Genomic DNA, 26,531 nt, shown 5'->3' on the forward strand with positions numbered 1-26,531 from the left:
TTTTTGTGTATATCAATTGCTTTTCATTAAAAAATATCTAATTATAGCCAGATATTGAGTTCTTTTTTTGTCTATTCTATTTGTTGTGATGCTTTTTAATGTTGAGGATTAAAGATGCTTATGCTTCTTTATGCGCCAATGATAATATCGGCAAAGATTGCGTTTGTAGCTTTGATAAGGTCCTGAGGATTTATTTCAATCTGAAGTCCTTTTTTACCAGCGCTAATGACAATTTTATTTTCCAAGGAAGCGAGTTCTTCTATGTATGTTGGAAATATTTTTTTCATTCCTATAGGAGAGCATCCCCCTCGAATATATCCGGTTATGTGCTGCAAATCTTTCATAGGAAGCATTTCACATTTTTTATTACCTGATATAATTGCTAGCTTTTTCAAATCTACCTGTGCATTTCCTGGTATGACAGCAACAATGTAAGGATCTTTTTGTCCGGTGAGCACGAGGGTTTTGTAAATTATTTCTTCGCGAATTCCCAACGCCTCAGCAACATCGGTAGCGCTTTGGTGTTCACCCACTACTTCGTAAGTTCTTAAATTATAAGTAAACTTTAAGTTGTCCAGGATGCGGGCAGCATTAGTTTTTGTTATTTCTTTCATAAATCTGTATTCTTAATAATCTCTTCAGTGCGCTGATGAATGATTTGGTGTAGATGAATGTAATGATGATTTTATTAAAAAGCAATATGAAATTCTATGATGTTTAATTAAATATGTTACTTCAGGATTTTGTTCTATATGAAGTGTGTTTCTAATAATTGCAAGAACGATGTTCTTACCTATAGGACAACCTATAGGGCTGGTAAGGGTTTTAATGTGTCTGTCCTGTGTATAGAAGGTGCATAGAAAGGTTGTTTGTTGTGTGTGCTAAGGGTCGGCCTATAATTCAGATTGTGTGTTTCTAGTCTCGTTCTTGTTTTGTTCTTGTGCGAAGCTAGGTTATTTCTTGTATGCTTGTAGGGTGATTGTATAGTCATTGTTGTGTGTTTGCAGGCTTTGCCTAGGTTTATCATTGTGTGATGCTGGGCTCGGATGGGATTTCATAAGAAGAATTAATGTCTTTGCTTGTTTTATTATTTATGGCTATTTTCTATATACTAATTGTAAATAATATATATTAGTTTCGTCGAGATGGTGATACTTCAATATTAACAAATGGAATTATTCATTTTTATTGAATAATTCCTTTTGTTAGTATTGCAGATAGTTTCCTTATGCTGTGATCCGATTTCTTTTATAAAGAACAGTATCTGTTATTTATAATCGATTTTATTGAATTTTAATTTAGTTGTTATTTTTTAAAAGGCATATACTAAGGCAAGTGAAAATTGTCCGGCATTTTTTGTTGGAGATAGATCTTGTTTTACAAACATCTGTGCTTCACTGTTATCAAATCTAACTTCAGGGATAAAAGTAAAGCCATGATGTTTGAAGTTTGCTGTTAACGTAGTGGAAAAGATTTCATTACTGGTAACTTCAGCTACGGGCATGTTTTTAGTTTTATAATATTCACCACGGATTCCTATACCAATATTTTCATTTATATTCACTTTTGGGTATAATGCTACTCCCGAATAGCCACCTTCTCCTTTTCTGCTGTAGTCGGTCGCATTTGCACCTAATGAAAATAATGGAGAGAATGAATAATTTCCTACAAAATCGATCAAAGTTCCTGAGCTATAATTGCTGGCGCCGCCTTGTGAAGATCCTGTCAGAAAATTAAGGAAAAAGCTCGATTTGTCATTTGGTGCAACTGATAATTGTGATCCAAAGTGTGATACACCGTTTAAATCTTGGTAGACATTCCAATCATTAAAGATTCCGACCATAAGCCCTACTTTTTCAGAAAAAGCATATTGTGCTTTTAGTCCTGCATCCTGGAAAGGTCCTGCGCCAAAAAGATATGAGGTTGAGTAGTGGAAATTGAATGATGGACAGATGACTTCATAGCCTACAAAAGTCCCCATAAAACCGGCTGTTAAACTTAATTTTTCTGTCAGTGCATAGGAAATGTAGAGGTTTTGAATGTGGAAGCTATTTTTGTCGTCCCCATTTTGACCGTCTCCATTAATTATTGAGCGGTACTGTCCTCTCGGCCCAAATGATAATTCACCTACAAAAGATGCTTTTCCAGTTTTTTTCTTCAGAGCAAGATCAACCATTCCAATGGATACTGAATTATTGTCTTCAGTAAAATAGGTGTTTATATTCGGTTGTTTTTGGAAATCATATTTCCAATATGTATCCACTGATCCGGATAATTCTAGATCTAATAAATCATATTTTTTTGTTTGTGCATATATTTTGCTGCTTACTATTATTAAAATTAGTGTTGTTAAGATGATTTTTTTCATTTTTTCATGTTTTTAAATGTTTGTTTTTATTTTTTAGCATTCAAAATCACTTAAACATCTAGTTTTTTTTAAGATTTGATGTAAATATTATTTTTTTTACTCTTGTTTTGTTGTTTTATTAGCATTTAATCTAGTTGTTTTTGTGTTTTTAGGTTGATTTATTTAGGATCCTGATGTAAATATATGATTTTATTTAATATTTTATTGATTTTTTAATTAATTGAACTTATATTTGATCTAAATCAAATTTATAATAGTTATTTTTGATTGTTTTTCACTGATAAACACATTTTGTTATGAAATTATTAAACTTAAATCTGGAAATATTATGAAAAAATTCATTCCGCTTATTATTTTGGTTTGTTTAGCGATTATTGGCTTAGTTACACCCTCATTAGAAGTCAGTAATGTTGCAGGTGTGGAGATCGACACCGGAGATACGGCTTGGTTACTCGCTTCCTCGGCTTTGGTTTTGATTATGACTCCAGGTTTGGCATTCTTTTATGGTGGAATGGTGAGCAAGAAGAATGTTATCTCCACGATGATGCAAAGTTTCATCTGTATGTGTATTATTTCTGTCCTTTGGGTTATTTTCGGTTTTAGCTTAGCTTTTGGCGATGATATTGGGGGTATTATTGGAGATCCTCGCACGTTCTATATGATGAAGGGGATGTTGGGGAATGTGAGTTGGTCAGCTCTACCTACTATTCCACTGGTATTATTTGCTATGTTTCAGCTTAAATTTGCAATTATTACTCCTGCTCTTATAACAGGAGCTTTTGCAGAGCGTGTTCGCTTTAATTCATTTATGGTATTTATTATCTTGTTCAGTATTTTTATCTATATGCCACTGGCTCATGCCACTTGGCATCCTGAAGGTATCTTGGCCAAATTCGGTGTTTTAGATTTTGCAGGTGGTACAGTTGTTCATATGTCGGCAGGATGGGCTGCTTTGGCATCAGCTATCTATCTAAAAGGCCGTAAAAAGCCTACGCATTCTCCAGCTCGGATTAGTTACGTGATTTTAGGAACTGCTCTTTTATGGTTCGGATGGTTTGGATTTAATGCAGGTTCTGCAGGTGGGGCTAATAGTCTTGCCGCTTATGCTTTTGCAACCACAACTACTGCGTCAGCTGTAGCTTCAATTGCCTGGATATTTGTTGACCTGATCCGAGGTAAAAAACCATCTGCTATGGGAGCTTGTATCGGAGCTGTTGTTGGACTAGTTGCTATAACACCGGCAGCAGGATTTGTGACGATCTCACATTCGATCGTTATAGGGCTTGTAGCGGCTTTAGTTAGTAATTTAGTTGTATTCTTACGTAGTAAAACCAGTATTGACGATACGTTAGATGTATTTCCTTGTCACGGTGTAGGCGGTATGGTCGGTATGGTGCTTACTGGGGTTTTTGCAAATAGTAGTGTCAACAGTGTTGTTACGACGAATGGTTTATATTTTGGTGAGACAGGTCTATTTGTAGCACATATTGTTGCGTTGATTGCAGTTTCTGTTTTTGCATTCTTTGGATCTTTCCTTTTGATCAAATTAACGGATTTAATTACACCACTTCGTGTTCATGAGGTCGAGGAAGAGCTTGGTTTAGATATTACCCAACACGACGAGGAATTGTAGAATTGATATTTATACTACCAATATTAACCCTTGATAAGGTGTGGCTTTTGCCGCACCTTACTTGTTTTATGGTACTTTTTGCACTAGTTTTTATAAATATATAATTTGTAAAATCCAGTTTATTAGGGTACTTGTCCTCAACTTCTTTTATTGGTTATTTTGCTATTATTATCTCGATCTTCACGCTTTTTTGTACTTTGAATAAAGAGATTATTCTTTTATTCGGTTCAGTATGCATTTAGTCATATTCAGTTACAAAATATGATGGTTGGGACTGAATATCTTGTTTATAGTATTTCATAAAAACGATCTTTGTTAAAAGAAGAAAGAAATGGGCATCTTTGTAAGGACAAAGAGTTTTTTAAACTATGTGGTTTTTATTTTTTTATTCTTGAAGAAACTATTAATGAGTTTGATACCCGGATAGATAAAAAAAATCTATTTGATTACTATTTGTCATATTGCAAATTTATATCTGATAGAAAAAAGCTTGTTGAACTATATAAAGATGGCCAGAATCGTGATGGCAAATATTGAATTAGATTTTATTTAAAGATGGAAAAAATCAAATATATTTCTGATAAAACAAAGCGATTATTACCGACTCGTTTTAAACGAATGTTCTTGGTGATTTTTGCATTTGTTTTGCATTATTTGGTTTCATATATCTTAGATCCTTATTCTGAATTTTGGCAAGATTATTTTGGAAGGAGCTTTTCTGAACTTTTAACGGAATGGGGGATATCATTTTTATTTTGCTTTTTAATTTCTGAAGCAAGTATACTTATACATAGGAGGTTAAATCTGCGGGTTCCTTGGCCACAAAATAAGTCTAAAAGACTTTTTCTTGAGATTACGCTCAATTTTTCGGCGGTTATGATTCTTATTTTGATGAATATGGTCTGTTTCGCGATTTTAGATCCTCAATCTGCGAAGGTAGAATCCGTTCCATCTATTGAAGAAATAAAAGGTATGTTACAGTGGATTGTGGTTAGTTTGGTCATTTCTTTTATGATTATTTCTATCAATACCATGAGTTATCTGATTAATAATTGGATTGAAACAGCTACGGAAATGTCCGAACATAAGATAAAGGCAGCAGAATTGAGGCAAGCATCAGTAGAAGCAGAGCTAAATGCATTGAAGATGCAATTGGATCCTCATTTTATTTTTAATAATTTGAGTGTGCTTTCTGAGTTAATTCTTGAAGATCAGCAGCTTGGTTTTGAGTATTCTGAAAATTTTGCCAAGGTCTATCGTTTTTTATTGGTCAATAGTAAAAAAAATATGATCACGCTTGATAAGGAGATTAAATTTTTAAATGCTTATATATTTTTAATTGAGCACCGTGTTGGTAGCGGTGTTAATTTTACAATTAACATTAATGACCATAGTCGTGGTATGTATATCCCATCACTAACTTTGCAGTTGCTTATTGAAAATGCAATTAAACATAATACCACAAGAAAGAAGCGACCTTTAATGATTACTATTTCCAATGATGAAGTAGGTCGAGTTGTGATTGAAAATACGTTATCACCCATAGACAATCCTGAGATTGTATCGACGGGTATTGGGCTTAATAATATAATCAGTCGTTTTCAGCTCTTAGGAGAGAAGGTGCCTGAAGTTATAAAGGATCAGCATATTTTTAGGGTATGTATTCAATTAGTAGCATATGATAGAGAAAATAGTAATAGTTGAAGATGAAAAATTAAATGCCGATCGTCTTAAACGTTTAATTGGGGATATTTATCCAAATGCTCAGATCGTAGCTGTTTTGGATAGTGTTACTGATACGGTAGACTGGTTTCGAAATCAAGAAATTCCAGATGTAGTTTTAATGGATATCCGACTTTCTGATGGAATCAGTTTTGATATTTTTGAAAAAGTGACGATCGATTGTCCTATTATTTTCACTACGGCGTATGATGAATATGCTGTACAGGCATTTAAATATAATAGTGTCGACTATATCTTGAAACCGGTTGAAAAAGAGGAATTATCAACTGCATTGCGAAAGGTTGAGGGTTTAGGATCAATGATGAATAACCAAATATCTATTGATAAATTACTTCATTATGTAAAACCTAAAGATTATCGGTCCCGCTTCTTAGTTCCTTTTCGTGATGGTTATCAAACTATATTAGTTAATGAAGTGAATTGTATTTATGTCGATTTGAAATTGACAAAAGCACGCCTTAAGAGTGGAAAAGATGTTGTTCTTAATCAAAGTATGGATGATCTAGAGAAGCAATTAGATCCAAGAATTTTTTTTAGGGCAAATCGTCAGTTCATTATTCAGATTGATGCTGTAAGTCAATTGGTTCATTATTTCAATCGTAAATTGAAAGTTGTTCTTTTTAATTCTGAATTTGATATTATTGTCAGTAGAGAAAAATCGGTTTTATTAAAAGAATGGTTAGATTCTTGATTTTTTAGGCATGTTTGCATGATGTTAAATTATAAAGCATATCCTAACTTTTTTTGTTAAAGAAATATGTGTTGACCGTGATCAATACTTTTCATAACGGTCATCCTATATTAACTTTTATAGTTAATACAGGAGGCAAACTTAGTGGCATAAAAACCGAGTCGACGGCCTGATTTTATTTTTAAATGATTGGTTATTAGGTTTGTTTTGATGGCTCTGTCGTACAGTGTGTTAAAGCTAATAAATGTTGTTTATTTTATTTTTCGTACCTTTGTACCGTCATATGACACGGATGCATCGGTTTGTTCCGTTATTTTATAGCTCTTTTTTGAGCTATTTCTGAGTTGTTCGCGATATACTTGTTATAGTATTTTAGAGGTGTTTATTAATGTCTCGTCTTTTAAAAGATTCATTTCTTTTTCATGATTGCTCTTCATCGAACTAAGAGTAAAGTGTGTTAAATATCAAGTTGATTGAACAAGAAGGAGTTCTTCGGTCGAACTAACTCAACTTTAGAAATTGTTTTTTATGTTATTAAAAATAACATGAAGGTTTTTTCTATTGAATATACCATCTGTGCCATGACAATTCGTTTCATACCAAAAAATTAAAAATGGATAAAAACAGAAAAGTTAAAATAAAAGTCGAGGACTTAACGATTGTTTTCGGTAAACAAAAGAAATTGGCGCTTAAATTACTGAATGAAGGTTACCCAAAGAAAGAAATACTAGAAAAAACCGGCTGTACAATCGGTATCAATAAAGCTAATTTTGAAATTTACGAAGGAGAGTTTTTTGTCATTATGGGACTTTCTGGAAGTGGTAAATCTACTTTACTACGTTGCCTGAACCGATTGAATGAACCTACAATGGGTAAAGTCTTTATCAATAATGATGATATCACAAGTAAAAACAATAAAGAGCTTCTGGAAGTGCGTAGAACTGAAATGAGTATGGTGTTTCAGAAATTTGGATTATTACCACATCATACTGTTTTGACTAATGCCGCTTTTGGTTTAGAAATTAGAGGGGAGGACAAAGCATCTCGCGAGGCGAAAGCTCAAAAAGCGCTTGACATAGTTGGTCTTAATGGTTTTGAACAGCAGTTTCCAATTCAGCTGTCAGGGGGTATGCAGCAGCGAGTAGGGTTGGCGCGTGCTTTGGCCAATGATCCGGAAGTCATGTTGATGGATGAGGCTTTTTCAGCATTAGATCCCTTGATCAAAACCGAGATGCAGGATCAGCTATTGGAGCTTCAGGATACCTTGCAAAAAACGATTGTTTTCATTACTCATGATTTGGATGAAGCGATTAAGCTTGGAGATCGTATCGTGATTATGAAAGATGGAATTATTGAGCAGATTGGTACAGCCGAAGATATTCTAACGAATCCAGCGAGTGATTATGTAAAAGCTTTTGTGGATAAGGTGGATAGAAAATCGATTATCACAGCAGGATCATTGATGACCGAGAAACCGACATTGGTTAGGTTCAAAAAAGATGGTCCTGAAGGGGCACTTCGGAAAATGAGAACAACGGGACTTGAAATACTCCCTGTAGTGGATATTCATGATACCTTCTTAGGGTTTGTCAATATCAATGAAGTTATTCAGGCTGCCAAGCGGAAAGATCCTACTGTAGAATCTATTATTCATTTGAATGTTCCTTCGGTATCTAAGGATGTTACTGTTGAAGAAATGTTACCGTTGATTTCGGAAACAAGATCGCCAATTGCAGTGGTCAATGATCAAAATAGATTGTTAGGTATTGTGACGCAAACTTCACTTATTATCGAAGCAACAAAGTTTAACGAAGAGGAAATTAACGAATTAAAAGAAAAAGCAAATAATCAGTAACAATGAGTAAAATAATAGATATAGGTCAATACATTGAAGTTGCAATTAATTGGCTTACAGAAAATTTTAAGCCTTTATTTGATTTTATAAAACATACGGGTAATTCATCCATTATTGGATTAGAGTGGATATTTTTAGCAGTCCCTTTTTTTGTGGTGATCGGACTTTTTACAGGTCTGGCATGGTGGAAGTCAGGTAAAGGCGTTGCGCTAATAACCTTGTTAGGCTTGACACTTATTTACATGATGGGTTTTTGGAAGGAGACGATGGAGACTTTATCATTGGTTTTAGTTGCAACGGCGACAGCTTTGATACTTTCTGTCCCCTTGGGTATTTGGGCGGCAAAAAATAAACTAGCTGCGAAGATTATTCGCCCTATGTTAGACTTGATGCAGACGATGCCTGCTTTTGTTTATCTGATACCGGCAGTGTTGTTTTTTAGTATCGGTAAGGTTCCTGGCGCATTTGCGACTATTATTTTTGCGATGCCACCAGCTGTCCGTTTGACAACTCTGGGTATCGATGCAGTTCCAAAAGATATTGTAGAGGCTGCACGTGCCTTTGGAGCGACTAATCGACAGATTTTGTTTAAGGTTGAGCTACCACTAGCTATGAAAACTATTCTTGCGGGTATAAATCAGACCATATTATTGTCACTTTCTATGGTCGTGATTGCCGGAATGATTGCTGCGGGTGGTTTAGGAGAGAAAGTACTTGAAGGAATTAATAACCTAGATATAGGACTTGGATTTGAAAGTGGCTTATCTGTTGTGATCTTAGCTATTATCTTGGATAGGATAACGCAGGGTTTTGTACAGAATAAAAAATAATATGAAGAACATTAAAATAGCTTTAATCTGTTGCGTTATCATATTTCTTAGCGCTTGTCAACCAGATGGTAATAAAAAATATATCAATGTAGGTATGGTCGATGGTTGGGCCGAAGGGGTCGCTATGACCTATGTTGCTAAAGCAGTTTTGGAGGAGGAGGATTATCATCTGGTCATCCAACGTGCTACACCAGATATGATCTTAGCTTCTATGAATAATGGTGATACGGACCTCTATATGGATGTTTGGCTTCCTTTAACTCATGGTTCTAAAATAGCAAAATTTCCTAATCTTGTTGATATCGGTACGAGTTATGCGCACGCTAAAAATGGTTTAGTTGTACCCGATTATGTTCCAATTAATTCTATTGAAGAGTTAAAAGTGCACGAAGATCAATTTAAGCATCAGATTATGGGGATTGAAAAAGGAGCTGGTATAACAGCTGCGGTAGATCAAACGATAAAAGACTATGATTTAAATTATCGTCAGGTAAATTCGTCTACAGTGGCGATGATTACTGAATTGCAAAATGCGATTAAGGAAAAACGCTGGATCGTTGTCGCAGCTTGGCAACCACACTGGATGTTTGGTAAGATGAAATTAAAATTTCTGGAAGATCCTCGAGAATCTTTAGGAACTGCAGAGCAGATCAAGATTTTTACTCGAAAGGAATTTCCTGCTGACCAACCCGAATTGACCCGCTTCTTTTCTCAGATTCATTTTGATGTAGCCACCATGTCTAACTTGCTGATGAAAATGCAGGAAAGTAAGGATAAAGAAGCTACAGCGAAACAATGGATAGCAGATAATAGATCTTTAGTGGCTTCATGGTTGAAATAATTGGTTTTGCTTAATTTTCTGGATGCAGTTACAGGATCTGTTGTGACCAATTAAAAAAGGAAGAATCTATTTATAGATTCTTCCTTTTTTAATTTAAAAGTGGTAAGCAATACTACCTAAGATATTTCTCGGCATTTGCGGATTAACTGTTGTCCAACCTTTAAAGTAAGTCTGGTTAGTTAGATTATTTGCCTTAACAGCAAACTCCATATTTTTGTAACTGTAAGAAAGACTACCATTAAGTAAAGTATACGAAGGAAGTACAAAAGTTCCTGTCGGGATACTATTTGTAATGATATTTTCACTAGCATGATTGATTCCAAGACCAATACCTACACCTTTTAACGTTCCTTGTTGCAAAGTGTAATTTGCCCAGATATTGGCTAGGTGTTTTGGTCCAGCTTCGGTTGGGCGAAGGTTGTTTACATTAGCGGCCGCTTTTGTTGTTTTACTATCGTTGAAGCTATAGCTTAAGATCATATTTAATCCTTGAATAGGGGCTGCTGTTAAGTCGAAATCAAGACCACGGCTTAGGCGTGTACCATCCTGTACACTGATATTATAGCTTTTACCATCAATTTCTACTGTTTCAGGACGGATCATATTATCAACACTGATATCGTAGTAGCTGGCAGTAAGGCCAATTTTATCTTCAAGCAGATTGAATTTTACTCCTGCTTCCCACTGTGATGCTTGTTGCGGTTTGAAATCGCCGGATACACTGGGGTGAGGCTGTACTACTGGTGAAACATTTTTGAAGCCATTCTGATAGTTAGCAAAGAATGAAACTTGATCTTTTATGGCTTCATACACGAGACCTACGCGCGGTGAGAAGGCTGTTTGGTTGAATTTTCCAGTAGTGGTATCTTTATCAATGTTGTACGTTCCTTTATTATTAAAGTAATCCATGCGCAGGGCAAAGTTTAAATGTAATTGTGAAGTTACATCTAAGACATTGGAAACATATGCTCCAAATACCTGTGTGCGGCTACGGTTGTTGGTCTGTGCGCCGTTGGAAGCAGCAATTGCCGCATCGATGAAAGCTGCGTTAAATTTATAGTAATCTGGATCATCGTATGACGTATTGATTTGATCTGTCTGTACATAAGGAGAGTTGTGTGTTTCCGATTTTTGGGAAAGGAGATCCAGTCCTATAAGTAATCTATTGCGCATATCGCCGATGTGGAAATCTCCAATAAAATTCTGTTGTGCATTGATGCTATTGGCTACATAATTTTGCAGTGCCGCATATCGGTTGATCAATGTGTCATTTGCATTTTGCAAGTACATGATATACTGGAAGTAACCATCAGATTTACGTCTATTATAACTAACAGTTGTATTGGATGTCCATTGCTCGTTGATGCGGTAATTTACATTTCCACGTAAGTTGGTACTTGGGTTTTTAAAAGTAACATCATTGTTGGTATACGACTTTTTAAAATCAAATTGCAATTCATCGGGAGTTCTTGCAAACAATTGACGGGAACGATTGAGAAATACCATCATTGGATTGGTCGCTTTGCTCTGATAAATTTCAGCATCCAATTGGATGTCTAATTTGTCATTCGGTCTGTATAATAATGAAGGAGCAACAAAAATTGATTTGTTAAATCCTGCATCCTGAAAAGTTCCTGTATGCGAATATGCTGTGTTGACACGGCCTAAAAGTTTTTTATTAGCTGTTAGAGGTCCGTAGACATCTGCTGTTACACGGTGCTGTGCATAACTGCCAAAGATATAATTGACCCGTCCACCTATGGTATCCAGCGGTTTTTTAGTGACATTATTTATCAATCCACCAAAACCAACAGCAGCGCCACCATATAAGGAGCCAGAAGGTCCTTTGATAACCTCGATGGTTTCTAAGTTGGCCGGATCTGGACTTGTGCTAGCAATACTCACTACGCCATTGACCATCGCGGCTTGTGTGGTGAATCCTCGTAATGGGTAATAAGTGACTCCATCTCCAGGACGTCCAGTGGATGACCATAATTTGTCTATACCAGAGACGTTTGCCAATGCGTCATCATAATTTGTATTTACCTGGCTTTTAAGTAACTCTTTGGTAACGACAGCATAATATTGTGAATTTTCCATATTACGAAGTGGCATTTTGGAAACGTATAAACTTTGTTTTCGAGTATACTTATTCTTGCTAGCTCCGTTTATTACAATTTCGTCTAAAGTGGACTGGTCTTCGGTGAGATAGATATTGGAAATGATATTTCTTTTTTCTTCTATCTGGATGTCGCGGATTTGAGATTGGACTCCTATAGCTGAGATGTGGATTTGTGCAGGACCTGGTTTCAAGGATTTGAGGAGATAAGAACCATTGGCTTTCGTTGAAACACTGATGTCCTGAGGAAGCAGTTTGACCGTGATACCTTCTACAGGCTTTCCATCGGCGGAGAATATTTTCCCATATATTTCCGTTTTTTGTTGTGCTTGAGCTTGGAGAGAGCATGGAAGCAACAACATAAGGTAGATGATAAATTTATTCATAGTGTTTATTGATTTTATTTAGATTAATTATAAACAGTGCAAATATATTATTCATGTTACACTTTTCAAAACTATATTTTCAATCCTTTAAAAAGAAGTTTGATGTTGATTTTGAACACTATCTGTGTCGCTTCGGGGATAAATGCTCTTGTACTGGTAATAGATTGTTTTTACTATTCTTGAACAATTTCAAATAGACCAATTATTCTATTTTTGTGGTTTATCTCCTTGGAAAAAGGGTTTTTTTTCAAGAAAATAAAAAATAGGATGTTATTGACTAACCTAAAAAAGATATTAGGTTGTACTGCAATTTAGAATTACATTTGATGGCGCTTTAACTAAAAAATAGAATTTACTAATGGTCCATCGCTATCGTGCTACTTTAATTTGTGGACACAGATCTGACTCTATTTTTTAGTTAAATACGGCATGAGAAGAATTGAAATGTCAATCAGTTATCAATTCGCTTGTAATGAAGTTGTGTCAGTCCAGTCTCAAACTGTTTTGTTGAAATAAGTGTTAATTTTTGCTCCGGTCTTCCATCTTTAAAAAGTTTTACTCCGTCGCCTAATAGTATTGGTATAATTGAAATCACAAATTCGTCAATTAAATTTTCTTTTAAAAGTTCATTAACAATTTCTGCACCACCATCAATGAAAATATTTTTGCCGGTTTCACTTTTCAATTTTAAAATAAGGTCTTTTAAATCTTCGGTGTAGAACGTGATATTACCTTCATCTGGTCTAGCAGTTCTGGTTATAATATATGTCTTTTTATCAGCATGATGAAATTCTGGAACATGGGCAATGATCCAGTCATATGTTTTTCTGCCAAGAACTACTGTATCTACTGATTTTATAAATGAAGCATAACCATAGTCTTCTCCTTCTTTTTCTACTATTGATAAAAAATCAAGGTTATCATTTGGTTTGGCAATATAACCATCCAAGCTTGTTGCAATATATAAGATTACTTTTCTATCCATATTTATTTTTAGTGATTATTTTTTGTCAGATTATATTCTCATTTATAAAAGAAACGGATGGTAACTCAAGTTGTAGATGATCCTGTATCAGTTTTTATCGGTCACCGGGGACAGCTAAGTGACTTTTAGCTTCGACAGTACCGACCTGTAAAAGAATATTTATTATTAATTGAGCCTAATTTAATCAAAAAAGACCGTTTTGATCGGGTTTTTCTTAACAAAGTTTAACGTTGTAGCATCGGGAAATATACGTTCTTCTTCATTTTCAATGCCTTTGCAAATCTCATAAGCTATTTCTTCAGGTTCTGATTTATGTGATTTCGTTTCTTCTTTTGTCATTTGCGTATTGACATACCCCATGTAAGCACCGATAACTTTGATTCCTAAAGCTTCGAGTTCTTCACGGATTGTTTCTGTCAAAATATGAGCTGCAGTTTTGGAGGCACAATAGGTACCTAATCTTTTTATAACAGCTAAACTTCCTATTGAAAGAATATTGACGATGCAAGTGTCTTTATTTTTTTGAAGATGTGGGATAAAGTTGTTAATCATTTCGATTACACCTATATAGTTCACTTTCATCTCAAATAAAGCAGTTTTTGCGGCTTCTTCTTTTAGAAAAGGAATTTTAAGTTCTATCCCGGCATTATTAATCAGTATTTCTGTATCGTTGCAATTTAGGGCTGCCGCTTGTATACTTTCCGTACTTGTTACGTCAAGTTCTAAAAGTTCAACTCTGTTGTCATAATTCTGAAACTGATTTTTTAAATTTTGTAATTTTAAGCCTGTTGCATATACTTTCTTAACGTTTCTACTGATGAGTTCTTGTACTAGCGCTGTTCCGAGACCTCCATCGGCTCCTGTTACTAAAACTGTTTTATCTTTTAAAATCATTGTTCTACTCTATTGGTTCTATTATTCTGAATGCTTAAAATGAGCTTAAATTACCTAATTTTCTTTCATATCAACAAGCTTTTTTTATTGATATTATTATCTGTAGAGAAAGATTCTGATCATCGTGCACTATGGGATAGGACTGTAGATGGATACTGGAAATACTTTAGGTTAATAATTTTCTGAAAGCGAACGAATAGTTATAAGTTAATTGATAGCATGATCATAAAATTATCATTAGGTGGCTTATAAGCCACAATTTCCAGGGTTTAATTTGTACAGGAACATGCTTTATTTAATTTTGTGACTTTATCGCTTTACATGATACCTTTGTACAAGATAAACTTTATTGTTTCTTGATGACGGAAATTTGTATTATTGGATCTTCAGTTAGCTTTTTGTTAAATTTTAAATATAAATTATAGATGAAAAAAATAGTAGCCATTATTTTCCTTTTTGTTACTGTGTTTGTTGTGTCCTGTTCAAAGGAAGATAACAATATGGGAGAGTCTAATAGTGTAACTGGGCGCTGGGTTCTCCAAGAGATGATCGAATTAAATACGATGAAGGAAGTTCCTTATACAGATGGTATTGAATATACATTTAAAGCAGACGAAACGTTTACAGGTATTAGTGTCGATATTGATTTTGATGGTAGTGATGTTGTTACTAAAAAGATTGCGATTTCTGGTACATATGTGCTTTCTGATAATGGTCAGAAAATAACAATAAGACAGAATGGAGGGCAGACATTGGTATTTGATATTTATGATCTTACCTCAAAAAAGATGATACTGAGGGGTAAATTTCAAAACTTTCAGGTTGAGTCTACGTTTAGTAAAAAATAATTATTCGAATTTTCTTCATCCAACGCATCCTCCCTTACTATAAGGAGGGTTTGTTGGATTTTATTATTGAATATTGATCTAGTTACTTCCGTTGACTTTACGAATAGCTGTAACTATGGGTTGTTAATAACTACATAAAATAGCTAGGGATCTGTAATTGCATAATGGAGAAATAAGAAATTACCCTATTTCGTGAAATAAAATTCAAGATTTGTGCTATTTTACTAGTGCTTTTTTACAGTAAATTTGTTGGGTTAAAAACAATAAGTTTTTAAATTCGCTATTTATGATGTTGAGACTGGTTATTTTTGTACTGTCAATCTGGTTTTTTCCTTTTCAATCATTAGGATCTACCTCACTTGCTACAGTACGGAATCGTGCTAATTCATCTACATTTCAAAGAAGATTTGATCCTGCTGATCAGCTTATCGAAAACGGCGATTCCCATTTGTCGGATAAAAGAAATTCACTTTTTCAACAGATGTATTTTTGGGATATCGATTTAGATCTTGATAAAGATTTCAAATTGGACACATTATTCGCAATTTACGATCTAACGGTTCATTTGTTATATCCTAATCAAACAGCATATGTGGATTCCTATACATCCTATGCTGATCTACCGGTTCAATCTCGTAAATTTCTCCTTTTCGAGCAGATAAAGATACCTCTTTAATCTCCCTTCCACTCACTTACTTTGTAAGTGGTAGAGTCAGGTATATCCTGTCTGCTACTCACATGAAACAATTCTATATTATCTAAGATTAAACACTATTATGCACGAGCTTAGTATTGTAAAAGATATCTTCGATACTCTGGAGGGCCATTATGGTGCCAAGGTTGAAGATATCCAAAAGATTCAAGTAACTGCGGGTCTGCTTTCAAATGTGCAGCCTGTCTTAATTCAAAATGCCTTTGATGCTTTTATTTTAGATAATAATGGCTATATGGATATGGAACTTGAGGTTGTCGTCAACGAGATCATGGCTTACTGTGAACATTGTCAAAAAAATTTTCCGGTGCTTTATCATCGTTTTGTATGCACCTGTGGTCAACCTTCGTCCACAATCGTTCAGGGAAATGAATTATATATATCAAAAGTAATTTTTAAACAAGAAAAATAAGAAATTATGTCAACTAACACATCTAGTCCAAAAAGTGCTGGAAACCGCGTCGGTTCTGTACAGTGTGATAACACCACATTACATTTATTAAAAGCCAATGATTATGTTGCAAATGCTATCCGTGAACGTTTAAAAGACGTTTGTGTGATCAATGTTTGTTCGTCTCCTGGTTCAGGTAAAACAACTTTAATGCAAGAAACAGGTAAGCTACTTGCAAATGATCTTAATATTTCTGTATTAGTGGGTGATCCTGAAACGGAGCGCGATGCGATCAGAATGCGTGAAGTTGGCATCAACGCGTTGCAGATTGTAACTGGTGGTATGTGTCATATCGAAGCGCAGATGATTTTGCAAGCACTTGATCATATTGATATTACAGGTACAGATCTTTTATTTATTGAGAATGTGGGGAATTTACTATGTCCTTCTGCTTTTGATTTAGGTGAAGATTATCGTGTTACATTATTAGCAACCACTGAGGGTGATGATAAACCTAAAAAGTATCCGCGTATGTTCTTAACGAGTGAGCTGATGCTAGTTTCAAAATCTGATTTATTGCCGTATGTGCCATTTTCAGTAGATGCTGTAACTAAAGATGCCCGTGAAGTAAATCCGAATATTGAAGTGATTACTATCAGTACATTGAAGAATGAGGGTATTGATGAGTGGTGCACCTGGTTGAAAGAAAAGGTTAAGCAAAAAAAAGAATCAAGACTTCAAGCTGAAGTAAAATAGGAGCTATGCAAGCAGAGTTGGTATATATTGATGCTGTGCTGCCGCAGGGAGCGTTTGCTCAGGATACTGTATCGCTACTTCAGCTGGAATGGTTTGAAGTGAATAAAAAAAGATTGACAAGAGCTACTACTACTGGGCAAACTTTATTGATGGAGCTGGAAAAAGGTCGTGAATGGTGCTCTGGAGATGGTCTGTTCCATGAAGGAAAATTGATTGCTACTATTGCAATTAAACCGACATTGACCATTTGTTTTAATCCCGTTAATACAGTACAGGCGGCTGACTTTTCTTATTATTTGGGGAATAGGCATTTACCATTGTTTATGGAGACCGATCGCGCGATGTATCGTGTTCCTTATGATGGTCGTTTATATGAGCAGCTGCTTGCAAAATTTCAATCTCAGGTACAGTTGGAAGATGGGATATTACTGTCAGAAAATCTAGTAAAGCGGTTGATAAAAAAATTAAGAAATGAAAATGAGTTATAAATTATTTTGCTTAGTAGCTTTTTTATCTATAGCCACTTTTAGTGGGTGTAGTCATGTTACTAAGAATGATCTATCGAAACCGATTAGCGCAACCGATAGCCGTGGAAAAGTGATCAAGTTGAACGATGTTGCCAAACGGGTTGTCGTTTTATTTCCTTCGTTGCTTGATGAGGTGTATATGCTTCAAGCCGGTGATCAGGTTGTTAGTATTCCACAACAGGTATATCAAATGGAAGATACTTATGCTTTTTTATCGAAACTTGATTCGAGGATTGCTGCCAAAACATTGCCAACCCCAACTTATGGTGGGCAGTCCAGTAATGTCGAGAGTATTATTGCTTTACAACCTGATTTGGTGATTACCTTCAATACCGATCAAGATAATATAGAACAATTAGAAGGTCTTGATATCCCTGTTTTTACCTGTTCCTCGGCAGATGACAAAAGTATAATGGCGGAATTGCTGGGGATGGGAACGCTTGTTGGAAAACAAGAAAGAGCACAGGAAATTGTTGATTATGTTGATGGGGAGCTCGATCGTATGCAAGTTCCATCGATTGAAAATGCGAAGTCTGTTTATTATGCTTGGTCAAAAGGCCGTGTCATGTCTACTTCTGGAAAAGGAAGTCTTATTGATATGGCGATTCGTCTTTCTGGAGCTGAAAATGCATGTCCTCTACCTATGGAAGCTCCAAATATCAGTGCAGAAACGATGTATAAGTGGAATCCCGATTTAATAATCTTGTGGAACTCTAAATTGTCGGATGTTTATGATCTGAAAGAGTTAGCAGATCTTCCTGCTGTGAAAAATAAACAGGTTTTTGTCATGTCACCATCGTTTCCTTTCGATCCACATACTGTTAAGTTTTTATTGTTTGCTAAACAAGTTCGTCATTGGAGCTTTCCAAGCTATTCGGAAGAGCAATTGAAAAAAGAAATGCAGGGAGCTTTTGAAGTCATGTACGGTAAAAAGGGTTTACTATAATCATGAAAAATATAAAAATCATCGTCCTGTTGATCTTATTTCCACTGTCGCTTTTTGTGTTGTCGCTTACTATTGGTTCTACACAACATGTCGGTCTGGTCGAATTGTTTCAGCGGATGTGTTTGCAATTAGGGTTGATACAAGATCAACATCTGCTTTCGGATGCAAGTTTAAATACCATTTTATGGCAGGTGAGATTGCCACGGGTGTTATTGACTTTTATGGTCGGTGCAGCTTTGGCTTCGTCAGGAGGAGTTCTACAAGCTATTTTCCGTAATCCAATTGTAGATCCGTTTACATTAGGTATCTCTTCGGGATCTGCTTTTGGAGCAGCACTCGCAATGTTGTTTCCGATTATGTCTGTTAATCTCTCTGCTTTTATTTTTGGAGTTTGTGCAGTGGGGCTGACTTATTTGGTTTCTTACTCTGGAGCAAGGACTTCTATTGTAGGGATGGTATTGGCTGGGATGGTGATTTCTGGGGTTTTTACTGCTCTTTTAACTTTATTGCAGTATTTAAGTGATCCTTATAAACTTCAAGCTATTGTTCAATGGACAATGGGCAACTTACATACTGCTTCTTGGTCTAAGGTATATAGCGCTATGGGACCAATTTCAGTTGGTTTATTTGTGATCGTGCTCTATCGATGTAAGCTGAATCTATTGTCTCTCGGTGATCAGGAAGCTTTAGCCATCGGTGTCAATCCCAGAATCATTAAATTGATTCTAATTGGAGTTGCGACGATGATTACGGCATCTGCAGTAGCTGCGGTAGGGGTGATCAGTCTGTTTGGGTTGATTATTCCACATATTAGCCGAATGATATTTGGACCTAATAATAATATTTCGGTGTGGGCTAATATCAGCATCGGCGGTAGTTTCCTACTTTTAATCGATGATTTTTCTCGTGCTGTCATGCCTTTCGAAATTCCGATCGGTGTGTTTACTATGATTGTGGGAGCGCCCTTATTTATTTACTTGATGCGTCGAAACGCGATGAATTGGAACTCATGATAGCTACTATTTCAACAAAGCAATTATCTTTCTCTTATGGAAATGATATCGTATTGCGTGATGTGAACGTCTCTTTTCCAAAGGGAAAATTGTCGATCATCCTAGGGCGCAATGGCAGTGGGAAATCAACGTTGTTTAATGTGATCGCAGGCTTAGAAAAACGCTACGATGGTCAAGTGACTATCGGCGATGTAGAACGTAGAAAGATTAAGATCGGTAGTAGTAGTCAGTTGCGCTTGGGTTTTCTCAATCAATTTCATCAGATGACTTTTCCCTATAAAGTGTTTGATGTGGTTTTGACTGGAAGGGCTTCCTTTTCACGATTCTCACCAAGTAAAGAAGATCATGAAGCTGTACATGCGATTTTAAAAAAGTTTGATCTTGAACATCTTCGTGATAAGCCTTATACCGAATTGTCTGGAGGAGAAAGGCAGTTGATCTTATTATGCCGTGTACTGGTGCAGCAACCTGATGTCCTCATGTTGGATGAACCTACTAATCACTTGGATCTAAACTATCAAATGGCTGTTTTGCGAACAGCGAAAGAGCTGGTTAAGGAGGGGACGACAGTTTTATGTGTTATGCACGATCCTAATCTGGCTTATATGTTTGGTGACCAATTTTACCTAATGCGTGATCAAAGTGTTCTTGATATTAATGGTCTGGAGCGCGAAGAAGTGAAAAATTTGTTGGAAGAAACTTATGAATTGTCTTTGTTGAGTATAGAGAAGCAAGGAAAATGGATGTTTATTCCGATGCTTAATGAAAATCAATAATGAAAAATATTTCGATATATCATGTTGGCTCAGAAGATGTGGTAGAAGTTCTGCCTTATGTTCTGGATTTCAGAAGAAAACTATTTCCGATGTTGGATCCGAATCAGGTGCCTAAAGATTTAAAGGCGTTTGAACAGGTTTATTTACAGAACCGCGCTGGTACTTTTCTACAGGCAAGAACCGCGGATGGCATATTAATCGGAGTGATCGGTATGCTTAATTATGATTACCGGTTCCCTCACTTGGATATTGATGCTAAGAAGACCGTTGAAGTAGCCCGCTTATTTGTGGATCCCAAATATCGTAGGACTGGACTGGGGACAGAGCTGTTTCAAAGTTTACTCGTGGTGGCGCAGGAAAAACAGATTGAAAGACTTTATTTACATACCCATCCATTTTTGGAGGGTGCATATGAATTTTGGTTGCAGCAGGGGTTTCAATTGATAGAATACCGTGATGAATCTGGATTTCTCACTATACACATGGAACTGATGGTTAATGAATCGGAAAGTGCTGTGATATTGGAGAACATTTTGGAGCAGGAAAAACACTCCACAATTTGAGTTTGCAAGCTCTGTAAAATAAAGACTATGCATTTATGCATAACAGATAATTGAACAAACAATAGATAATTGTATTCCAATGAAATATAATATAAAGACCTTGGCTTTTGCAATAGCCTTAGGTACTGTTTTCCCAGTGGCTGTACATGCGCAGAATAGTACAGCAATTTTTGGAAAAACTTATGATGAGGTTGGAGATATCGTCTCTGGCGTAACATTGACAATAAACAGTTCAAAGCAGGTGACAACTTCCAACGAGTCAGGGGAATTTACTTTTTCTGAAGCGATTAATTTTCCAATTGTCATCCATGCTTCTGCAATTGGTTATATCGATCAAAAAATAACACTTTCGGCGAGTAACTGGAATGTAAAAAAAGGATTATCTCTTGTCTTGATTAAAGATAATAAAACTTTGGATGAGGTATTGATCACAGGGAGACGTAACAAATCTTATCTCACCAATGATCTGGAATTGGGGGGTAAGTTTTCTGGGAAATTAAAGAATCTACCGCAATCTGTTTCTGTTTTAAGCCGGGAGTTTATAGAAGATAAGCAAGCTTTTACAACAGGTGCATTGTTTCAAGATCTGGCAGGGGTGACGGAAGCTTCTTCTTATGATGATGTGGTTATCCGTGGTTTTAAAAGTGGATATGAAACGGGTGTGCGTTTGGTCAATGGTTTACGTTCGGGTTATGGTTATGGTAATAGTTACTACAATACACCATTGACATTGAACTTGGAAAGTCTTGAAGTCTTGAAAGGTCCAGGAGCTTCTTTGTTTGGTGATGTGGTGCCAGGTGGTACGGTTAATATGACCACAAAGAAACCGTTGGACAGTTTTAAGGGGAATATCGGTTTTGCATCTGGAAGTTTTCAGACGATGCGTACAACACTGGATCTGGGAGGGCCTTTGGATAGCGCTAAGCGTGTTTTGTACCGTTTCAATGCGGGGTATGAGGATACTAAAACTTTCCGTGATGTCAATCGTCAAAAAAGAATTCTTGTTGCACCATCTTTTACTTTTAAACCTGCAGCTGGTACGCAGGTGGACGTTGATGTGGTTTATAACCAATTTAATGGTTATCTCGATCGGGGGATGGGAATTAAAGCAAATGATTTTTATGCTTTACCTCGATCATTTACGTTAAGTCAACCTTCCGATTTTTATAATTCGAAGACATTTTCACTGAGCGGTAGGTTGTCCCAACAGCTTACGGAGAATTTAAGCTTTCACTTGAGCTATATGAAATCTGTGTATGAAGAAGATGTCAATGAACATCGGACGTTGAATACATTTGCTGATGCTCCTAAAAATACGATCATGAATATGCGTTTTTTTGATCGTCATGGTAAAGATTATACGGATAATGTCGTTGGTTATTTTAAATGGGACCATTATGGTGCTGTTGTAGATCATCACATTGTAGCAGGAGTTGATTTTGCGGAGTATAGAGGTGATCAGGAAAATCAGTTGCGGGAAGCTAGACAAAAGACGGTGAACGGACAGGTTGTACCTCTGACATTTGATTTGAACAATCCAACTTATACGACACATGATCTAACTTCTTACGTCTGGCGAGAGCATGTAGCTTATCCATTTTTAAGTCCTTATAAAACTACAGGAAAATACATACAAGATCAGATGTCGATTGCTGATAAACTTAAAGTTATCGTAGGATTACGTCACGAACATTATGCTTCCGAGACTATCGACGGGCAGAAGCGTTATCAAGCTACACAAAATGCCTGGCTACCTAGAGCTGGATTAACGTACGAATTGAATAAGCAGATCAACTATTTTGCGAGCTATTCTCAGGGTTTCGTCCCGGTAGGTGCAAGTTTTATTCAAAATTACCAAGATTATGGTGCAGATAAACCTTTTATTCCGGAACGCAGTTTTCAATTAGAAACAGGTTTTAAAACTGGTTTTTTTAAAGATCAGTTGCAGATGGATCTTTCCTTATTCCGTATAGAACGTCAAAATATGATGATCGCAACTGGTGTGATATTAGATTCAGGATTTTCTGAATATCGTCAATCTGGAAAAGCAATTTCTGAGGGTGTTGAATTGGATCTCCGTGGGCAGTTGACCAAAGAATTTCAGATTATGGCAAACTATACTTATAATCATACTGATGTGAAAGCATCATCGATCGCTTCTGAGGTTGGGCAATCATTACCGGGAGCTCCTAAAAATATGGCAAGTGCTTGGTTAAAATATGTGTTTTCACAACATGCTTTGAAAGGTCTTGGTTTTGGTGCAGGGGTTTATTACGTGGATAGCCGTCGTATGGATAATAGTATTGGTAAAGATAGTGATGGTCAAGCTATGTGGGGTTACTGGCCTTCTTATACTACTGTGAATGCTGCGGTATATTACCATATCGGTGCATTGAAGATGGCTGTTAATGTCAATAATGTGTTTGATAAGTACTACTTTTTGGGTGGCTTTGATTATACACGTGCATTTCCTGGAGCACCGCGCAACGTGATGGTTTCATTAGGTTATGCTTTTTAATGAAAAAAAACAGCTAAATCTTAGTTTAAGATATAATATAGACTATTTTATTCAAGATTTGTGCTATTTAAAACTTGTTTTAGTTGGTACTTTTGTCTTGGAAATTTAGATGAAAATGAAAGTAATGTTTCGGAATATATTGACACTTTTTGTAATGCTGTTTGCTTTGGTTACGGCCAAAGGGAATACGTATTTACATCAGGAGGCTAGTGTTTCTAAACAGGTAAAGTTTTTATCAACAGACTATTCATCATTTGAGTTACCTGAAATCAGTTCCAATGTCCATCATTTGACGCTGTTTTCAGGTATGCTCGATGCATGGGAGTGTAACGATCCGCACGAACTCAATGAGCCGGATCAATTGCTTTATTTTACTATTATTCCTATTTGGCTATCGGCAATGGGGGTAACGTATGATAGGAAGCAGGATTTTAGTTTCCCAACTGAACACATAGGAGTAATCCTCAATCCGCGATACATACTATTCAAGTGTATCAAAATTCCAATTTAGTTTTAATATAATTTCTTTCTTTTGCCAAAAGTTATGCAGGCCAGTAAGGTTGTGCCATAAACTTTCGGGCATTATCTGCATGTTTTTTTGTTTCTTATAAACATCAAAAGAGTACGTTGTGGATCAAATAATAGTAATATAATTCTTACATATAAGTTAATATAAAATAGTAATTAGATGCATTTATTACCTAGAGAGACTGAGAAGCTGTTGCTTCATGTAGCTGGTGAACTCGCAAAAAAGCGTATGGCCAGAGGTGTCAAATTAAATTATCCAGAGTCTATTGCGTATATCAGCAGTGAGCTTATGGAGGGTGCACGAGATGGTCGGACTGTTGCAGAACTGATGCAATATGGGGCGACTTTGTTGACCCGTGAAGATGTGATGCAGGGTGTGCCTGAGATGATTCACGATATACAGATCGAGGCAACTTTTCCTGATGGTACCAAATTGGTAACGGTACATAATCCTATTCGTTAATTTAATAAGAACATTGAAAATATGATTCCTGGAGAATATTTCATTCAAGATGGCGATATCATCTGTAATGAAGGTAGAGAAGTAACAACATTGACAGTTGTCAATACGGGAGATAGACCGATTCAGGTGGGCTCTCATTATCATTTTTTTGAGGTCAATAAAATGATGGAATTTGATCGTGCATTAGCCTTTGGGAAACGATTGAATATTATCGCGAGTACTGCTGTTCGTTTTGAACCTGGGGAATCCAAGATTGTAGAATTGGTTCCATATGCTGGAGCGAGAAGAGTATATGGTCACAACGATCTGGTGAATGGCGATACTGAAACAGAGGTAGGAAAAATGAACGCTTTGAAAAAAGCAGATGCAAATGGCTTTAAAAATAAAAAATCATGAGCTTAAAGGTTAGTAGATTAAATTACGCGGCGATATTTGGACCTACAGGGGGAGATAAAGTTCGCTTAGGAGATACAGAAATCATCATAGAAGTTGAAAAAGATTATGCTTACTATGGTGATGAGGCAAAGTTTGGAGGCGGTAAAACTATTCGTGATGGTATGTGTCAATCTTCGGTGCATACGCGTGATGAAGGTACATTGGATTTAGTGATCACAGATGCGATTATCATTGATCACTGGGGTATTGTAAAAGGTGATATCGGGATCAAAGACGGAAAAATTGTTGGTGTAGGTCGCGCGGGTAATCCGGATACGATGGATAATATAACACCAAATATGATTATTGGTGCTTCGACCGAAGTTCATGGTGGTGCTGGATTTATTGTTACTCCAGGAGGTATTGATACGCATATTCACTACATCAGTCCTACACAGACGGAAACTGCTTTATACAGTGGTATTACGACTATGATCGGTGGTGGTACTGGTCCTGCTGATGGTACGAATGCGACAACGGTAACACCAGGGAAATGGAATATCCGTAAAATGATGCAGGCTGTTGAAGCTTTACCTATGAATTTTGGTTTTTTCGGTAAAGGTAATGTGGGGACAGAACAACCGATCGTGGAGCAGATCGAGGCTGGTGTACTGGGGGTGAAAATTCATGAGGATTGGGGCGCTACTCCTGCGACTATCGACCGTGCACTTTCTGTGGCTGATCAATATGATGTACAAGTCGCAATTCATACGGATACGTTGAATGAAGCTGGATTTTTAGAAGATACTATGGCAGCGATCAATGGTCGCGTCATTCATACCTTCCATACTGAAGGTGCTGGTGGTGGTCATGCCCCAGATATCATTAAATCGGCGATGTACCCGAACGTATTGCCTGCGTCTACAAACCCGACTCGTCCGTTTACTAAAAATACGATTGATGAACATCTGGATATGTTGATGGTCTGTCACCATTTAAGTAAAGATATTCCTGAAGATGTTGCTTTTGCGGATTCCCGTATTCGTCCTGAAACGATTGCTGCGGAAGATATTCTACAAGATCGAGGTGTTTTCAGTATCATGAGTTCGGATTCTCAAGCAATGGGCCGTGTAGGCGAGGTTATTACCAGAACATGGCAAACTGCTGATAAGATGAAGAAACAGACTGGTGCGCTCCCTGAAGATGAAGGTACTGGAAATGATAACTTTAGAGCTAGACGTTATGTTGCTAAATATACGATCAATCCTGCGATAGCACACGGTATCTCTAAATACGTTGGTTCTATAGAACAGGGTAAAATAGCGGATATGGTGATCTGGCGTCCTGCTTTGTTTGGTGCTAAGCCTGAAATGATTATTAAGGGCGGAATGATTATCGCTTCGAAAATGGGAGATGCCAATGCATCTATTCCTACGCCTCAACCGATCATCTTGCGTACGATGTATGGTGGTTATGGTAAAGCATTGACAGAGACTTGTTTCAACTTTGTTTCTAAAATTTCGATTGAAAAAGGAATCAAAGAGGAGTACGGATTGAGTAAAACATTACTACCTGTGGAAAACTGCCGTAATATCTCCAAAAAAGATATGATTCACAATGATGCTACTCCAGAAATCATCGTTAATCCAGAAAACTATGAAGTGAGTGTCGATGGTGAGGTGATCAAATGTGAACCGATTGATAAGGTTGCTTTGGGACAATTGTATTTCTTGTTTTAATATGATCGCTAATTTTTATGGTGTGACACTA

Annotated in this window: 24 protein-coding genes and 1 pseudogene; 20 read left to right on the forward strand and 5 right to left on the reverse strand. The window is 36.4% G+C overall.

What is annotated here, in order from left to right; genetic code table 11:
• Positions 1-128: 128 nt before the first annotated feature.
• Together ybaK and JAZ75_RS12340 are read right to left on the reverse strand one after the other, a co-directional pair.
• On the reverse strand, positions 129-614 hold the full coding sequence (gene ybaK / locus JAZ75_RS12335; RefSeq protein WP_208702167.1) for a Cys-tRNA(Pro) deacylase: 486 nt from the start codon (positions 612-614) through the stop codon (positions 129-131).
• Between the two features lie 698 nt (positions 615-1,312).
• Positions 1,313-2,368 carry an outer membrane beta-barrel protein gene (locus JAZ75_RS12340; RefSeq protein ID WP_208702169.1) on the reverse strand — a complete coding sequence of 352 codons (1,056 nt, stop codon included), beginning with the start codon at positions 2,366-2,368 and terminating at the stop codon, positions 1,313-1,315.
• A gap of 328 nt (positions 2,369-2,696) precedes the next feature.
• Between JAZ75_RS12340 and JAZ75_RS12345 the strand changes: the two genes are divergently transcribed.
• The 6 genes from JAZ75_RS12345 (at position 2,697) to JAZ75_RS12370 (ending at position 9,961) form a co-directional block, all read left to right on the forward strand.
• A complete protein-coding gene (locus JAZ75_RS12345; protein ID WP_132770943.1) occupies positions 2,697-4,001 on the forward strand; it encodes an ammonium transporter in 1,305 nt (434 codons plus the stop codon).
• A 555-nt stretch (positions 4,002-4,556) separates the two neighbouring features.
• On the forward strand, positions 4,557-5,705 hold the full coding sequence (locus JAZ75_RS12350; RefSeq protein WP_208702171.1) for a sensor histidine kinase: 1,149 nt from the start codon (positions 4,557-4,559) through the stop codon (positions 5,703-5,705).
• Positions 5,680-6,435, forward strand: a complete 756-nt coding sequence (locus tag JAZ75_RS12355; RefSeq protein ID WP_183917121.1) for a LytR/AlgR family response regulator transcription factor — start codon at positions 5,680-5,682, stop codon at positions 6,433-6,435. Before JAZ75_RS12350 ends, JAZ75_RS12355 begins: the two co-directional genes overlap by 26 nt.
• Before the next feature lie 613 nt (positions 6,436-7,048).
• Complete coding sequence (locus JAZ75_RS12360) at positions 7,049-8,290, forward strand: glycine betaine/L-proline ABC transporter ATP-binding protein (RefSeq protein WP_021192466.1); 1,242 nt, start codon at positions 7,049-7,051, stop codon at positions 8,288-8,290.
• 2 nt (positions 8,291-8,292) lie between these two features.
• Entirely contained in the window at positions 8,293-9,120 is an 828-nt protein-coding gene (locus tag JAZ75_RS12365) for an ABC transporter permease (RefSeq protein WP_132770939.1), read from the forward strand.
• A 1-nt stretch (position 9,121) separates the two neighbouring features.
• Positions 9,122-9,961, forward strand: a complete 840-nt coding sequence (locus JAZ75_RS12370; protein WP_232789429.1) for a glycine betaine ABC transporter substrate-binding protein — start codon at positions 9,122-9,124, stop codon at positions 9,959-9,961.
• A gap of 93 nt (positions 9,962-10,054) precedes the next feature.
• On the opposite strand, the gene JAZ75_RS12375 is transcribed toward JAZ75_RS12370, so the two are convergent.
• The 3 genes from JAZ75_RS12375 to JAZ75_RS12385 form a co-directional block, all read right to left on the reverse strand.
• On the reverse strand, positions 10,055-12,466 hold the full coding sequence (locus tag JAZ75_RS12375) for a TonB-dependent receptor (RefSeq protein ID WP_208702173.1): 2,412 nt from the start codon (positions 12,464-12,466) through the stop codon (positions 10,055-10,057).
• Between the two features lie 451 nt (positions 12,467-12,917).
• Positions 12,918-13,451, reverse strand: a complete 534-nt coding sequence (locus JAZ75_RS12380; RefSeq protein WP_021192462.1) for a dihydrofolate reductase family protein — start codon at positions 13,449-13,451, stop codon at positions 12,918-12,920.
• 180 nt (positions 13,452-13,631) lie between these two features.
• Positions 13,632-14,345, reverse strand: coding sequence for an SDR family NAD(P)-dependent oxidoreductase (locus JAZ75_RS12385; RefSeq protein ID WP_021192461.1), 714 nt, complete (start codon positions 14,343-14,345; stop codon positions 13,632-13,634).
• 425 nt (positions 14,346-14,770) lie between these two features.
• On the opposite strand from JAZ75_RS12385, the gene JAZ75_RS12390 reads away from it, so the two are divergent.
• The 14 genes and pseudogenes from JAZ75_RS12390 (at position 14,771) to ureC (ending at position 26,500) form a co-directional block, all read left to right on the forward strand.
• Positions 14,771-15,193: a lipocalin family protein gene (locus JAZ75_RS12390; protein ID WP_021192460.1), complete on the forward strand. Its 423-nt coding sequence runs from the start codon at positions 14,771-14,773 to the stop codon at positions 15,191-15,193.
• A gap of 286 nt (positions 15,194-15,479) precedes the next feature.
• Positions 15,480-15,869 carry a hypothetical protein gene (locus tag JAZ75_RS12395; RefSeq protein ID WP_208702175.1) on the forward strand — a complete coding sequence of 130 codons (390 nt, stop codon included), beginning with the start codon at positions 15,480-15,482 and terminating at the stop codon, positions 15,867-15,869.
• A gap of 100 nt (positions 15,870-15,969) precedes the next feature.
• Positions 15,970-16,317, forward strand: coding sequence for a hydrogenase maturation nickel metallochaperone HypA (locus JAZ75_RS12400; protein ID WP_021192458.1), 348 nt, complete (start codon positions 15,970-15,972; stop codon positions 16,315-16,317).
• Positions 16,318-16,323: 6 nt separating this feature from the next.
• Positions 16,324-17,052, forward strand: a complete 729-nt coding sequence (gene hypB, locus JAZ75_RS12405) for a hydrogenase nickel incorporation protein HypB (RefSeq protein ID WP_208702177.1) — start codon at positions 16,324-16,326, stop codon at positions 17,050-17,052.
• Between the two features lie 5 nt (positions 17,053-17,057).
• The gene (locus JAZ75_RS12410) at positions 17,058-17,540 is read left to right on the forward strand and encodes a hypothetical protein (RefSeq protein WP_021192456.1); all 483 of its coding nucleotides are present in this window, start codon (positions 17,058-17,060) and stop codon (positions 17,538-17,540) included.
• A complete protein-coding gene (locus JAZ75_RS12415; RefSeq protein WP_208702179.1) occupies positions 17,530-18,525 on the forward strand; it encodes an ABC transporter substrate-binding protein in 996 nt (331 codons plus the stop codon). The genes JAZ75_RS12410 and JAZ75_RS12415 overlap by 11 nt, the downstream gene beginning before the upstream one ends.
• A 2-nt stretch (positions 18,526-18,527) precedes the next feature.
• Positions 18,528-19,538: a FecCD family ABC transporter permease gene (locus JAZ75_RS12420; RefSeq protein WP_208702181.1), complete on the forward strand. Its 1,011-nt coding sequence runs from the start codon at positions 18,528-18,530 to the stop codon at positions 19,536-19,538.
• A complete protein-coding gene (locus tag JAZ75_RS12425; protein ID WP_153196387.1) occupies positions 19,535-20,314 on the forward strand; it encodes an ABC transporter ATP-binding protein in 780 nt (259 codons plus the stop codon). The genes JAZ75_RS12420 and JAZ75_RS12425 overlap by 4 nt, the downstream gene beginning before the upstream one ends.
• Complete coding sequence (locus JAZ75_RS12430; protein ID WP_021192453.1) at positions 20,314-20,877, forward strand: GNAT family N-acetyltransferase; 564 nt, start codon at positions 20,314-20,316, stop codon at positions 20,875-20,877. The genes JAZ75_RS12425 and JAZ75_RS12430 overlap by 1 nt, the downstream gene beginning before the upstream one ends.
• A 79-nt stretch (positions 20,878-20,956) precedes the next feature.
• Positions 20,957-23,395: a TonB-dependent receptor gene (locus JAZ75_RS12435; RefSeq protein WP_021192452.1), complete on the forward strand. Its 2,439-nt coding sequence runs from the start codon at positions 20,957-20,959 to the stop codon at positions 23,393-23,395.
• A gap of 124 nt (positions 23,396-23,519) precedes the next feature.
• Positions 23,520-23,906 carry a hypothetical protein gene (locus JAZ75_RS12440; protein WP_132770926.1) on the forward strand — a complete coding sequence of 129 codons (387 nt, stop codon included), beginning with the start codon at positions 23,520-23,522 and terminating at the stop codon, positions 23,904-23,906.
• Positions 23,907-24,083: 177 nt separating this feature from the next.
• Positions 24,084-24,386 carry an urease subunit gamma gene (gene ureA / locus JAZ75_RS12445; protein ID WP_021192450.1) on the forward strand — a complete coding sequence of 101 codons (303 nt, stop codon included), beginning with the start codon at positions 24,084-24,086 and terminating at the stop codon, positions 24,384-24,386.
• Between the two features lie 21 nt (positions 24,387-24,407).
• Positions 24,408-24,713, forward strand: a pseudogene (locus JAZ75_RS12450) (urease subunit beta); the annotation flags it as partial.
• A 65-nt stretch (positions 24,714-24,778) separates the two neighbouring features.
• Positions 24,779-26,500, forward strand: a complete 1,722-nt coding sequence (ureC, locus tag JAZ75_RS12455) for an urease subunit alpha (RefSeq protein WP_021192448.1) — start codon at positions 24,779-24,781, stop codon at positions 26,498-26,500.
• Positions 26,501-26,531: the final 31 nt, after the last annotated feature.

Source organism: Sphingobacterium sp. UDSM-2020, assembly GCF_016132525.1.
Classification (GTDB): domain Bacteria; phylum Bacteroidota; class Bacteroidia; order Sphingobacteriales; family Sphingobacteriaceae; genus Sphingobacterium; species Sphingobacterium anhuiense.

Bases quoted from the DNA above. Each gene is read 5' to 3' on its own strand.
- ybaK (WP_208702167.1), bottom strand. From the start codon at position 614: ATGAAAGAAATAACAAAAACTAATGCTGCCCGCATCCTGGACAACTTA.
- JAZ75_RS12340 (WP_208702169.1), bottom strand. From the start codon at position 2,368: ATGAAAAAAATCATCTTAACAACACTAATTTTAATAATAGTAAGCAGC.
- JAZ75_RS12345 (WP_132770943.1), top strand. From the start codon at position 2,697: ATGAAAAAATTCATTCCGCTTATTATTTTGGTTTGTTTAGCGATTATT.
- JAZ75_RS12350 (WP_208702171.1), top strand. From the start codon at position 4,557: ATGGAAAAAATCAAATATATTTCTGATAAAACAAAGCGATTATTACCG.
- JAZ75_RS12355 (WP_183917121.1), top strand. From the start codon at position 5,680: ATGATAGAGAAAATAGTAATAGTTGAAGATGAAAAATTAAATGCCGAT.
- JAZ75_RS12360 (WP_021192466.1), top strand. From the start codon at position 7,049: ATGGATAAAAACAGAAAAGTTAAAATAAAAGTCGAGGACTTAACGATT.
- JAZ75_RS12365 (WP_132770939.1), top strand. From the start codon at position 8,293: ATGAGTAAAATAATAGATATAGGTCAATACATTGAAGTTGCAATTAAT.
- JAZ75_RS12370 (WP_232789429.1), top strand. From the start codon at position 9,122: ATGAAGAACATTAAAATAGCTTTAATCTGTTGCGTTATCATATTTCTT.
- JAZ75_RS12375 (WP_208702173.1), bottom strand. From the start codon at position 12,466: ATGAATAAATTTATCATCTACCTTATGTTGTTGCTTCCATGCTCTCTC.
- JAZ75_RS12380 (WP_021192462.1), bottom strand. From the start codon at position 13,451: ATGGATAGAAAAGTAATCTTATATATTGCAACAAGCTTGGATGGTTAT.
- JAZ75_RS12385 (WP_021192461.1), bottom strand. From the start codon at position 14,345: ATGATTTTAAAAGATAAAACAGTTTTAGTAACAGGAGCCGATGGAGGT.
- JAZ75_RS12390 (WP_021192460.1), top strand. From the start codon at position 14,771: ATGAAAAAAATAGTAGCCATTATTTTCCTTTTTGTTACTGTGTTTGTT.
- JAZ75_RS12395 (WP_208702175.1), top strand. From the start codon at position 15,480: ATGATGTTGAGACTGGTTATTTTTGTACTGTCAATCTGGTTTTTTCCT.
- JAZ75_RS12400 (WP_021192458.1), top strand. From the start codon at position 15,970: ATGCACGAGCTTAGTATTGTAAAAGATATCTTCGATACTCTGGAGGGC.
- hypB (WP_208702177.1), top strand. From the start codon at position 16,324: ATGTCAACTAACACATCTAGTCCAAAAAGTGCTGGAAACCGCGTCGGT.
- JAZ75_RS12410 (WP_021192456.1), top strand. From the start codon at position 17,058: ATGCAAGCAGAGTTGGTATATATTGATGCTGTGCTGCCGCAGGGAGCG.
- JAZ75_RS12415 (WP_208702179.1), top strand. From the start codon at position 17,530: ATGAGTTATAAATTATTTTGCTTAGTAGCTTTTTTATCTATAGCCACT.
- JAZ75_RS12420 (WP_208702181.1), top strand. From the start codon at position 18,528: ATGAAAAATATAAAAATCATCGTCCTGTTGATCTTATTTCCACTGTCG.
- JAZ75_RS12425 (WP_153196387.1), top strand. From the start codon at position 19,535: ATGATAGCTACTATTTCAACAAAGCAATTATCTTTCTCTTATGGAAAT.
- JAZ75_RS12430 (WP_021192453.1), top strand. From the start codon at position 20,314: ATGAAAAATATTTCGATATATCATGTTGGCTCAGAAGATGTGGTAGAA.
- JAZ75_RS12435 (WP_021192452.1), top strand. From the start codon at position 20,957: ATGAAATATAATATAAAGACCTTGGCTTTTGCAATAGCCTTAGGTACT.
- JAZ75_RS12440 (WP_132770926.1), top strand. From the start codon at position 23,520: ATGTTTCGGAATATATTGACACTTTTTGTAATGCTGTTTGCTTTGGTT.
- ureA (WP_021192450.1), top strand. From the start codon at position 24,084: ATGCATTTATTACCTAGAGAGACTGAGAAGCTGTTGCTTCATGTAGCT.
- ureC (WP_021192448.1), top strand. From the start codon at position 24,779: ATGAGCTTAAAGGTTAGTAGATTAAATTACGCGGCGATATTTGGACCT.